The sequence below is a fragment of the Nonomuraea sp. NPDC005983 genome (genome assembly GCF_040614375.1).
GTDB lineage: Bacteria > Actinomycetota > Actinomycetes > Streptosporangiales > Streptosporangiaceae > Nonomuraea.
This window is the reverse complement of sequence record NZ_JBEXUP010000004.1, coordinates 151,977-161,725: the sequence shown is the minus strand read 5'-3', so window position 1 is coordinate 161,725 and position 9,749 is coordinate 151,977. Positions and strand designations below refer to the sequence as shown.

Sequence of the window (9,749 nt, the reverse complement as noted above, 5' to 3'; positions counted from 1 at the left end):
CCGGGCGGGCATGCGGCCTCTCCGGGCCGGTCCCGCCCGGCCACCCCGCCGCACCATCGAACGGATGCAGCAGAAAGTTGCCCTGAGGCTCCCAGGGCGCGGGCGACAACATCCCGGGCGTGGTCAGCTGTCTGGATCAGGATTCGCTTCTAGGACCACCAAATTTCCGGAGGTGTTCTGCTCAATAAGGCGGTTGAAGAGAGTCGCGTTGGACGCATCGAGTTGTTCGTTGAATCCTTCAGAAGTCGCCACTTCATAGTTAATCAGCGGCTCAACCGTTATCCATGTACCGTCCCACTTGTCCGACTCCAAGCGTGTACGCCATTGGTCCGCTGGGTCTTTGGCCTCCCACCCGTGTGTTCGTAGGAGGCCCACGGCCTTGTCAAGGGCATCACGGAAGCCTGAGCCCTCAACGTTGACCACTAGGACGTCTGTGATCTCAGTGTGGCCGTCCCAATACCATTCAGTCGTGGTTGCCGCCAGCACCCTTCCCGTGCTCCGCAGGTCAGCGACGACTTCGGGAGCAGCCCGCGATTCGCTGGGAAAGAACTCGGAACGGCATCCGGTGACAAGTGGGGTGACGAGCGCGAATGCCAGCACCACGTAGACGAGGTTAGTTCTCATCGGGAACATGTCCTTCTACTCCAACCAGTAGCGGAGCGACTCACCTCATGCCTCGGAGATTATCGACGACTCTAACTTGTATGGCGTTGTTATGGCCCAGAGGCAGCAGCAAGCCTAAAGCAGGCCTCCGGCGGGAGCGCTCCGGCATCGAGATGATCGCCACAAGCGACTTGCCGTTGACTGGCTATAACGCTTATGGCTCCGCGGAGTTCCTCAGAGCATGGGCCACGCAGCCCGGCTTCCGGCTCGTGAAGTAACCGGGGGCTACTCAGTTGGTCCACACAAACGAGGCCGTGACGACGCTGACTTCGATGCTTCCCAGAGGTGGCCGAGGCGGTCGGCTGCCGCGGTCCTTCTCCGTCGGGCCTTGCCAGCGGATGACCATGGCTGAGGTGACAGCAGCTCTGACAGCAACGTCCCTACACGCCAAAACGCTCCGACCGGGGTTGCCGCGCCGCCGCACAGATGCAGCCCTCACGATCGCCATTGCATGGCCGGTCACCGCACGTGGTTTTGGGGGCGATCGAAGGGCCAGGGCCTCGTTCCTCAGCCCTGGCCCACCGGGCAACGTGGTTGCGGACCGCTCCAAGCTAGGGCATGTCCCTCAGCAGCGGGCGAGCCGCTAGATGAGTAAGTCCTAAGTCTGGTCATCGTCGGTCCCAGGAACCCTCGATAATCTTCGGATGCTGCGATTAGTCGTGACGCTCGTGACGATGACTCTGCTCGTCAGCGGCGGGAACCTCCTCATCGGACAGCTCACCTTCGATGACCACGCCGCCCGTGCCGTCTGGACCTGGCGGACCAGCGGCGCGGCGGAGATCTGGCGCAACGGCTTCGTCCCGACGGAGGGCCTGAGCAAGATGCCGCAGGACGTGGAGGAGCAGATCGGCAGTGACGAGGAGTACGGCTTCGCCGTGGCCAGCCCGCTCCCCGCGACCCCGAACAAGGCGCGGATCCGCTGGGACGACGGCTCCACCATGCAGGTCCCCGTGATCAGCGCGCGCCAGGCGCTGATCGCACTGTCCCCCTACGAAGAGGAGGACTCCGCCCAGGACGATCGGGCGTACAAGATGACCGCTGCCACCTTCACGACCATGCGCGTGCGGACCCTGCGCGGCATGGCCACCGTCCCGGCGTGGCGGCTGTACTTCTCGAACCTGCCTGGCCCGATCGACCACGTTGCGGTTGACCGGGCCACGCTCGGCACCGTCGAGGACGCTGTCGGCGACCACCTGCCCCCCGACGTCAGAGGCTTCGAGATGCTCGACGAGCGCACGCTGCGGGTGAGCTACGACTACGGTCTCTGCATCAGCCAAGAGAGGCCGACCGTCCACCTGCGGGCTGATGAGCGGCCCGACGTCGTGGTCCTCGGAATTGAGGTCCAGGAGCACATCAGCGACGGCCTGTGCCTGGGCGTTGGCGCATCTGGCGAGGGCGTCGTCCCGCTTGGGGAGCCGTTGGGTGATCGGGTGGTGCTGGATGCGAAAAGTCGGCTCCCCGTCTGTCTCCATTGGTCGGCCCCCTGCCGCGCCGGGTGACTTACGGGCGCATCCCGACGCTGACGGCCAGCAGCTGGCACAACCGAGCAACCGGCCAGTCCACCACCCAGTCATCGATCAGACTTGGGACTTACTCGTCTAGTACTCCAGTGACGATTCGAGATCGCGGGCATGGTCTGCGGGGTAGCCTGATCCGTCTCAACGGCAGGACGGGCTTGGAAAGGGCATGTATTCATGGCGCGATGGCTGTCAGTGTTGCTTGGGTTGCTCGGCTTCGGGCTGGCTGGACTGACGCTGGGCATCTTCGTGAGCCGGGGCTATGGTTTCGTCCGCGGACCAGCCCCCGTCCCTCGTCTGGTGGGCGGATACGTCTTCGGTGTGGCTCTCATCGCAGGAGTCCTCATCGTCCGGATCAGGCCTGGTGTGGTGAAGTCGATCGTCCTCTTGGCTGGTATCGGAACATTTGCCGTGCTCCTGGCTTTTGGTGGTTTCGTAGCCTCCGCCGCCATTCATTTCGAGTGACGCCAATCTCTCACCAGGCGCATGTACGGCTTCCGGCGCGCCAGCACCAGGATCGCGAAGTGTCAATGGAGTACTAGACGCAAGTGTTAGTTCTCTTCGACCTCTTCCCCGCCCATGAGAAGTCCGTAGAGATCCCAGCCCCCGTGGGATGGGTGATCCAGGTAGGCAGTCCGCGATATGGAGCGTGGCTCTGTCATACAGGCTGTGGGTCTGGAAATCTTCGCCTTGGCCGAGCACAAGGAGCCGAGCTCCTACGCGCCAAATGGCGTAGCTCCATTCGTCCTCATCCTTGTACAGGCCCACATCCAAGGGCTGTCCGTGGACGTGAGAGATCGTTATGAGGCCTGAGCGCCAGACGGCGTTGAACTGCTCCCGGTTACCTGACTGGTCAACCCGCCAACGCGCGGAGGGCAGTGTCTGAGGGAACTCCGCCAAATAGGGGTCCTCATTGTTGTCGGGCTCGTAGTACAGCGCGAATGTCAGGTCGAGCATCTTCGCTCGTGCGTTGTCTGCCCAGGCTCTCCAAGGAAGGGTGATCTCCCAGTCGCCGATGTTGAAGACAGGCCAGTTAGTGATGTTTTTGACGAAGTCGGGGACGGAACCGCCTGGGGGAGTCGGCCATCCAGCTTGTAACCATGCTTGATCGAACCCTCCCGAGTCCCATGGCGCACGGGCAAGGGACGTCATCGTGTCGATGAGAGCAGGCGTCAGGGGGTGCCACGCGAGTGCCATGGGCCCACAGTCTTGCCCTTCGAGCCGTAACCCGCCACAGTCGGCCACTGACGTGCCCGTTCCGTGCCCGATGGGGACGGGGGAACAGGGGAAACAACGGGCAGTCGCGGGGCGTGCAATCGATCCGCTGAGCTGGGATTTCGCAGACCAAGCAAGATCCGAGTGTGTCTTTGCAAGCAGGAGTCGGGGGATCGACTGCTCTAGTGCGGGTCGATGACAGTCATCCTCAGAGTTCCCTTGGTCGCCATGATCATCTCTCCAGCTCCAAGGTCGAGTAGTGCGGTAACCCTGGCGACCGATGAGGACCGCTCCGGGGTTGCCCTCATCGAGGAGTTCGGCATTGCCAATGCCACCGGGCAGAAGGTCATGCGTGCTCTGCGGGCGGATGGCTTGATCCGTACTGAGCCCGGCATGGGTAGCTTCGTGACCAGCCCTGAGGAGCGCCAGACGGCCGGGGATTAGCGATTGAAGGACCGAGAGTTGTTGGCTGAGGATGCCTGGATGAGGTACTTCCGCCGGCCATGGGATGAGGACCGTGGAGACGAGTACGCCAGTTGGGGGACGTTGATCTAGTACCTGTCCATCGACGACACCGGAACCGCGCGTCAGCAGGTCGAGGTGTACGCCAACGGGGTGGTCCTCGCGTACGACGAACAGCATGATCAGGACGAGTTCGGGATGCTGACGTACGCGGATCTCGATCTGGAGGAGTTCGCGCCGTTCGAGATCACGCGACAGGAGTTCCTCGATGCTCTGGCTGAGCTCAAGCCCATCAACCGGCACCGCCGTGAGTGACTAACTGGGTGACGATCGGTGCGTACGCCCGCGGACATTCGCGGACTCCTGGAGACCGATCGCGCAGGTCAGACGGCGTGATGTCGCTGGTGGCGATCATAGTTAAGTGGCCTCGCATCGAAGTGGTTGGGACAGCCGCGTTCGCCTACCTTGCCACGGTGATCATCAGGTGTTCATCGAGGGCTGCGATGAGCCGGCCAGCCAGCCCAGGGGTAGTACCGGCGGTCCATCGCTGGGCGAGGTCGAGGAAGCCGGTGAGTCGTTGTTGCGCTGTGGTGAGCAGGCTTGAGAGTTCGCTGGGTGTGATCTCGATGGGCGGGGCTGGGGGGACGTCCAGGCCATCTTGTCGGAGCTGGATGACCTGACCATTGTGTTGGATATGGGGCGTTGGGTCGTGGCCGAGCCAGGGCTCCTGTCCGTGGACCACGTCCCACCAGTCGCGCCAGTTCTCCAGGCCGAAGCAGCAACCGGGCGACACTTCGACGTTCGTTGCGGTGTCGCGGAAACGCAGCCCACCCGGCGCGGTGAGGGCTTCCTTTTGGGCAAGATGCTGTTCCAGGTGAGCCTCGGTCACGTCGGCGGCGTGGACGACTGGGATGCCGTTGTACTTGAAGATGACGGCCATCGCGGTCCCGACTTCGGCCGGGGACATCTGGCCGGACAGAGCGAGAAGGCGGTCGTTCGACGGCTCTGCGATCGGCCAGGCCGTGAAGTCCACCGCGTCGTAGGTTTCCAAGACGACGTCGACGATGATCATAGCCGCCAGTATCCAGCCATCGAGTGTTCGTACGGTTGCCGGAGGCGCGAGGAAGAATCGCCGACAGGTTGGAAGGCCAAGTGGAGTTCAGCGAGTCTGCCGACACCGCGGCGGACTCAAGTGTTCCGACGCCATCATCGCGCACGTGGCGAGACTGGTTGGTACCCAGCGATCTCGGCTGGCAGCCACGGCCGGGATTCGCTTCAAAGTGGGCTGAGGCCGTGACGATCGCCGACTTCGGTTTCCCACGTTTCAGACCGGGGCGATCGGCTGCCGCGGACCGACTCCGTCGGTCCTTGCCATCGGTCACCTGGGTGCTGTCCGTAGCGACAAGCTCTTACCGGGCGCCGCCGAGGAGTAGGAGCTGCCACCAGTGACGTGACTCCTCGCGGCGCCAAGGGCCGGCGAAGGTGTGCTCGTGGACACGGTGCCGCTCAGGCGCGAGCGAGGTCCAGGTGAGGGCCTTGTGGTTGGGGCGGACGCGAGCCGGATGTGGTGACAGTCCCGGGCACTCCCATTCGATCGGAGCGGTGAGGTCCCAGGCCAGGCTGTACGGCTCGGAGTTCATGTATCGAATATAGACCTCTCTATACCTCTGCAGACGTATCTAGGTGTTTTTGCAGGTCAGAGGGCATCTATGTTGTGCAGCGTGCCGGAGGAGAGCGACTACCCAGAGATCGACAGCGAGGGACCCGAACTCGTCTATATGGTCGTGGCGAACCACATCGCGGCCCGGATCGAACGTGGCGAGCTCAAGCCTGGGCAGCGGATCCCATCCGAGTTGGATCTCGCGGAGCAGTACGGCGTGGCGAGGATGACGGTTCGCCGTGCGCTGAAGGAGCTACGCGAGCGCGGCCTGATCCGCAGCGTCCATGGGAAGGGCACCTACGTCCAGCAGCCCAACCCTCCTGCTGACAGCACCGAGGGATGAGCTGTGCTGTACAGCAACCAGTACAGCAACGCCGACTCACCCACCCGCACGGGGACCATCTGAGACTGCTGCTCAAGCAGGCGTGGAACTGATCGACCAGGCGTCTGCCCCGTTCTCGTAATGAAGGGGTCTCGGGTTCGAATCCCGAAGGCGGCTCCAGGTCAGAAGCCCCCCGCGTGATCGCGGGGGGCTTCTGGGTGTCTAAGTGAGTGACTAAGCCTCCCGATCTCATGTCTTGAAGATCCGATCCATGGCCACCGCGCCTTCCTGGAGTACGGGGCAGATCTGCTTGCGGTAGACCAGCTCGGTTACCGCCGTGCTGCTGTGGCCGACCAGCCGGGAGATCTCCTCCAAGGGATGCCTTGGTCTGAGAGCAGGGACACGAAGCTGTGCCGCAGCTCTCGGGGCGTCCACTTGTCGGGGTCGAGGTCGGTCTTGGCGATGACCGCGCGGAAAGCGCGCCGCACGTTGTGGGAGTCTTGGAAGGCCGTCCCTGCTGTCCCATGAGATGGTGACGACCTCAACCAGAACAGCCGCTCTCGACCGTGCTCCGACCAGTCAATGGTGCTTCGCACGCCCTTCCGAGCGCGCTTCGCGCGGGAGAACGGCTGTAACACCCCGGGGGCTCCCCCGGTGTTGCAGCAGCTTTGCCCCCGGACAGTCCGCAGTGTGACGAGACGCGCTTTACTGCTCGTCGCGGCGGAATAACGCATCGTCCGGATGCGTGTCAAGACGCTGAGGATGTTGCCGAAGCGCCCCGTTATGGCGCCCTTGAGCGCTCTTGTCACGCTCCAATGCTGACGTTTGGATCTAGAGGGTGCTCTTCTGCGGTGCGTTGCAAGCGGCGGGTTCCAGATGCCTCACCCGTGTCGCCGCCTGTTCTGCCCGGCCTGGTCCTCTCGTAGTGCGCAGGGCATCGACCTGCGCCGTCTGCCAAGAGAAGGAGTCGTGACCTTGACTGCGCTGACCTACACCATCCTCACCGACCCGACATCCCTGGAGGCGTCAGTGGACGGGCGGTCTCCGTCCACGGGGACGGCGTATCTGATAGTCACCAACACCAGACAGACGGTGCCGTGGTTGAGCATCGAGGTGAAGGTACCCGTCGGTGACGGCGCCGGCCACCTCACCCGGAACATCAGCACGATCAAGCCGAGGGGCGAGTACACCGACACCCAGTCAAACCCCTCCCAGGCGGACACCCAGCCGGTGATTGTCCAGCCGCAAGGCGCCGACGTTTTCCACGTCACCCCCCAGAGCGGTCGCCTAGAAGGCTTCGCGCCTGGTGACTACATGGTGCTGACACTGGAGAATGTCACCGTTGCTCCCACCGCCGGGGTGGCTGTGCTGATGGTGACCGAGACCATCAAAACCAGCAGAGGGTGGCAGGTCAGTCAGGCGGCGGTGCCAGTGGTTAAGGCCGCTCCCAAGGAGATTCCGGCACCGCGCGACTTCCGTCCGGACAAGGCCATGGTCGACGACGGAGCTACGCTCACGCTGAGTTGGGAGGGGTCCGCCGACTTCGACTACAAGATCCTGTTCCCCGGCGGGGAGGCGACGGTCCCTTCGGGCACGTTTACCTGGTCCCCGGCCCAAACCCCGAAACGGGCTACCACCTACACCCTCGTCGCCGCCTCCCGCACCACGCCCAAGCAGGAACACTTCCTCACCACGACCGTTCACGCGCGCAATCCCGTCTTGGAAAAGCTCACCGCCACTACGGGCATCGACACGCCCCGGGTCCAGGGGATCACGCCCAACTGGGGCGTCAGTTTCACCGGCACAGGGGTGGAGGTTTCCAACAACTCTGGCGCGAAGGGGACCGTGACAGCGGGCAGGGCCCATCTCGACGGTGTGAACACCGAATGGGTGCAGGGGAGAAGCGCCGACGACGGGAAGATCACCTTCCCCAAGGACGGGTTGGACGTCCGCAACGGGAGCGGAGCACGGGGAACCGTGCACGCCGACAAGGCTGACCTCAACGGCATCAACACCGAATGGGTGCAGGGGAGAAGCGCCGACGACGGATGGATCGGCTTCTCCAAGGACGGGCTGGACGTGCGTAAGGGAGCCGGGCACGCCTGGGGAACCGTGCACGCCGACAAGGCCGATCTCAACGGCGTCAACACCGAATGGGTGCAAGGAAGAAGCGCCGACGACGGATGGATCACCTTCCCCGTGGAGGGGCTCAAAGTCCACCGGAAGGACGACAGTCACCTGACTCATCTGGACGTCGGTTATGCGACTCACGACATCGTGAAAACCAGAATCGTGCGGGGACTGACTGACGGTGAAGGATGGATCAGCTTCCGCAAGGAGGGCCTGAACATTCGTCGGGGGCAGGGCACGGAACGGGGAACTCTGTTCGCCGCCAAGACCGAACTGAAGGAATGAGGCCAAACGGCGTCCAGTGCCCTGCCGAATGGATCTCATAGGATCAAGGGGCGGTGGCGCAGGGCGCCGTCACCCAGCCGTGCGCCTGTCGCCCACCAGGCATGCGGCCTGGGAGCGATCGGGTCGGCAAAGCCGCGCTAAGCCGCGTCTTTGTCCCTGGCACCCGAAGGTCTTGCCAACCCGACTGGGTGACGAAGTGGGTGACAACGAGGAAGTTCGATCATGGACGTCCACGGACTCTGACGGACGGCAAAAGGCAGGTCACCTCCTCGGCGGGGGAGGATGAGCAAGTCCTTGATTTTGCTCGTAATGAAGGGGTCTGGGGTTCGAATCCCCAAGGCGGGTCCAGCTCAGATGCCCTCCGTGATGATCGCGGAGGGCATTTTGCTAACACCCTTGCTAACAGTCTCGTCCTTGTCGACGTCAGCGACCCGGCTGGCCAGCGGTGTCAGTGGTCAGGCAGTGTTGGATGGGGAGCATCGGGAACGATGCCATGCATGTCGTTGGTGAGGGCCCATCGGCCATGACCTCGCCACGCGCCATCGATGAACAGAAGATCAGGGGAGTAACCCTCGTAACGGAAACCGTAGCGTTGGACCAGTTTGATGGACGCCTGGTTCTCGGGGCTGATCTGCGCTTCCAGCCGATGCAGCTGTAGCTCGTCGAACGCGTGGCGCAGCACCAGGCCAAGACCTTCTGTCATGTATCCGCGACCGGCATAGGGCGCGAAGGAGGCGTAGCCCAGCGAGCCGTTCTGGAAGCGTCCGCGAATGATGCTGTTGATGTTGACATTGCCTGCGATGGCGCCGGTGTCGCGCAGACAGACCAGTAAGCCTTCGGCAGATCGCCCCTCGTCGAATCGACCAAGGAACGCCTGGAACGCCTCCGGGGTCGCGGGCAGATTCAGGCCGACGCTGGCACTGACCCGTTCAAGAAACTCCTCTTGGTCGTGGCTGGTGATGCGGCGCAAGACCACGCGAGGAGAGCGCCCCAGGTCAACGCTGGGAGCCCCGGCAGTTTGCCTGGTTCCTTCAGTTCTGCCGTTCTCAATCACGGACGGAACGCTATCGCGCGACGGCACTTCGGCCACGACCTCCAACGCCTTCTGGCTACATCCCGAACGGGATCGATGAGGCCGGACACCGGCCGTCTGGGCAACTCATTCAAAGTCCTCACAGCGCATCTGCCCCTTGTCCGGTGCGGTCACCCGCACGTCCGTCGCTCCACTCGACGTCCTCAGCAGGGACGGCCAGCCGCAGCCCCGGCCGTTTGACCACCAGCGCCCTGACAGCCTCGGTGAGCTCCACCCTGGCCAGCGCGGCGGCCAGGCAGCGGTGCGGGCCGTATCCGAAGGCCAGGTGTGGGTGCGGCGGCTGCGCGCCGAAGCGGTGTATGTCGAAGCGCTCCGGTTCGGGGAAGGCGCGAGGGTCGTGGTTGGCGGCGTTGAGGTTGGGCATCACGACCGTCCCGGCTTTCAGGGTGCCGCCCGACACTT

The 9,749-nt window shown here is 63.5% G+C and carries 13 protein-coding genes; 7 read left to right on the top strand and 6 right to left on the bottom strand.

From position 1 onward, the window contains the following. Positions 1 to 123: 123 nt before the first annotated feature. The gene (locus ABZ297_RS04090) at positions 124 to 624 is read right to left on the bottom strand and encodes a hypothetical protein (protein WP_355339039.1); all 501 of its coding nucleotides are present in this window, start codon (positions 622 to 624) and stop codon (positions 124 to 126) included. A gap of 47 nt (positions 625 to 671) precedes the next feature. Between ABZ297_RS04090 and ABZ297_RS04085 the strand changes: the two genes are divergently transcribed. From ABZ297_RS04085 to ABZ297_RS04065, 5 genes are all read left to right on the top strand, one after another. Next, positions 672 to 881, top strand: coding sequence for a DUF6368 family protein (locus ABZ297_RS04085; RefSeq protein WP_355339036.1), 210 nt, complete (start codon positions 672 to 674; stop codon positions 879 to 881). A gap of 426 nt (positions 882 to 1,307) precedes the next feature. Continuing rightward, positions 1,308 to 2,162, top strand: a complete 855-nt coding sequence (locus tag ABZ297_RS04080) for a hypothetical protein (protein WP_355339033.1) — start codon at positions 1,308 to 1,310, stop codon at positions 2,160 to 2,162. 195 nt (positions 2,163 to 2,357) lie between these two features. Then, positions 2,358 to 2,645 carry a hypothetical protein gene (locus ABZ297_RS04075; protein ID WP_355339030.1) on the top strand — a complete coding sequence of 96 codons (288 nt, stop codon included), beginning with the start codon at positions 2,358 to 2,360 and terminating at the stop codon, positions 2,643 to 2,645. A 945-nt stretch (positions 2,646 to 3,590) separates the two neighbouring features. After that, entirely contained in the window at positions 3,591 to 3,839 is a 249-nt protein-coding gene (locus ABZ297_RS04070; protein ID WP_355339027.1) for a hypothetical protein, read from the top strand. Positions 3,840 to 3,995: 156 nt separating this feature from the next. Further along, positions 3,996 to 4,172, top strand: a complete 177-nt coding sequence (locus tag ABZ297_RS04065) for a hypothetical protein (protein ID WP_355339024.1) — start codon at positions 3,996 to 3,998, stop codon at positions 4,170 to 4,172. A gap of 145 nt (positions 4,173 to 4,317) precedes the next feature. Here the strand turns inward: ABZ297_RS04065 and ABZ297_RS04060 are convergent, their stop codons facing one another. Continuing rightward, entirely contained in the window at positions 4,318 to 4,929 is a 612-nt protein-coding gene (locus ABZ297_RS04060; RefSeq protein WP_355339021.1) for a hypothetical protein, read from the bottom strand. A 337-nt stretch (positions 4,930 to 5,266) separates the two neighbouring features. After that, positions 5,267 to 5,497, bottom strand: coding sequence for a hypothetical protein (locus ABZ297_RS04055; protein ID WP_355339018.1), 231 nt, complete (start codon positions 5,495 to 5,497; stop codon positions 5,267 to 5,269). An 81-nt stretch (positions 5,498 to 5,578) separates the two neighbouring features. Between ABZ297_RS04055 and ABZ297_RS04050 the strand changes: the two genes are divergently transcribed. Further along, positions 5,579 to 5,860, top strand: a complete 282-nt coding sequence (locus ABZ297_RS04050; RefSeq protein WP_355339015.1) for a GntR family transcriptional regulator — start codon at positions 5,579 to 5,581, stop codon at positions 5,858 to 5,860. A gap of 228 nt (positions 5,861 to 6,088) precedes the next feature. Here ABZ297_RS04050 and ABZ297_RS04045 read toward each other — a convergent pair whose 3' ends face one another. Next, positions 6,089 to 6,214: a hypothetical protein gene (locus ABZ297_RS04045; protein WP_355339012.1), complete on the bottom strand. Its 126-nt coding sequence runs from the start codon at positions 6,212 to 6,214 to the stop codon at positions 6,089 to 6,091. Positions 6,215 to 6,814: 600 nt separating this feature from the next. Here ABZ297_RS04045 and ABZ297_RS04040 point away from each other — a divergent pair. Beyond that, positions 6,815 to 8,254, top strand: coding sequence for a hypothetical protein (locus ABZ297_RS04040; protein WP_355339009.1), 1,440 nt, complete (start codon positions 6,815 to 6,817; stop codon positions 8,252 to 8,254). 448 nt (positions 8,255 to 8,702) lie between these two features. Here the strand turns inward: ABZ297_RS04040 and ABZ297_RS04035 are convergent, their stop codons facing one another. Together ABZ297_RS04035 and ABZ297_RS04030 are read right to left on the bottom strand one after the other, a co-directional pair. After that, positions 8,703 to 9,308: a GNAT family N-acetyltransferase gene (locus ABZ297_RS04035; protein WP_355339006.1), complete on the bottom strand. Its 606-nt coding sequence runs from the start codon at positions 9,306 to 9,308 to the stop codon at positions 8,703 to 8,705. 118 nt (positions 9,309 to 9,426) lie between these two features. Then, on the bottom strand, positions 9,427 to 9,747 hold the full coding sequence (locus ABZ297_RS04030) for a cytochrome P450 (protein WP_355339003.1): 321 nt from the start codon (positions 9,745 to 9,747) through the stop codon (positions 9,427 to 9,429). Positions 9,748 to 9,749 lie beyond the last annotated feature (2 nt).

Coding starts and splice junctions, on each gene's coding strand:
- ABZ297_RS04075 (WP_355339030.1), top strand. CDS start 2,358: ATGGCGCGATGGCTGTCAGTGTTGCTTGGGTTGCTCGGCTTCGGGCTG.
- ABZ297_RS04060 (WP_355339021.1), bottom strand. CDS start 4,929: ATGATCATCGTCGACGTCGTCTTGGAAACCTACGACGCGGTGGACTTC.
- ABZ297_RS04055 (WP_355339018.1), bottom strand. CDS start 5,497: ATGAACTCCGAGCCGTACAGCCTGGCCTGGGACCTCACCGCTCCGATC.
- ABZ297_RS04070 (WP_355339027.1), top strand. CDS start 3,591: ATGACAGTCATCCTCAGAGTTCCCTTGGTCGCCATGATCATCTCTCCA.
- ABZ297_RS04090 (WP_355339039.1), bottom strand. CDS start 624: ATGAGAACTAACCTCGTCTACGTGGTGCTGGCATTCGCGCTCGTCACC.
- ABZ297_RS04080 (WP_355339033.1), top strand. CDS start 1,308: ATGCTGCGATTAGTCGTGACGCTCGTGACGATGACTCTGCTCGTCAGC.
- ABZ297_RS04085 (WP_355339036.1), top strand. CDS start 672: ATGCCTCGGAGATTATCGACGACTCTAACTTGTATGGCGTTGTTATGG.